The following is a 256-nucleotide window of genomic DNA, read 5'->3' on the forward strand; positions in this document are numbered from 1 at the left end:
GATCAGCAGCACGGTGAGCACGGCCACCCCGATAGAGCGGTGCCAGCCGCGAGTGAAGTGCACGCTTTGTTTGAGCGCCTGGTAAGGCGAACAGGATTCAAGCGCCACCAGCGGAAGTGCCAGCAGCCAACGCAGATAGAGCCACGCTGCTAGGGCCATCCATACCATCACCAGTGGGATGGCGCAGGCCAAAAAGTACCACAGCACCGGCGGGCGAATACGCTGGAGGTAATAGGGGTCGATACCGCTGAGTAGT

General features: G+C 60.5%; 1 protein-coding gene. It reads right to left on the reverse strand.

All coding sequences use genetic code 11. From position 1 onward, the window contains the following. On the reverse strand, positions 1-256 hold a 256-nt coding region (locus tag SB753_RS39115), incomplete at both ends, for a hypothetical protein (RefSeq protein ID WP_410805426.1).

Source organism: Paraburkholderia sp. SIMBA_053, assembly GCF_046534895.1.
Classification (GTDB): Bacteria; Pseudomonadota; Gammaproteobacteria; order Burkholderiales; family Burkholderiaceae; genus Paraburkholderia; species Paraburkholderia caledonica.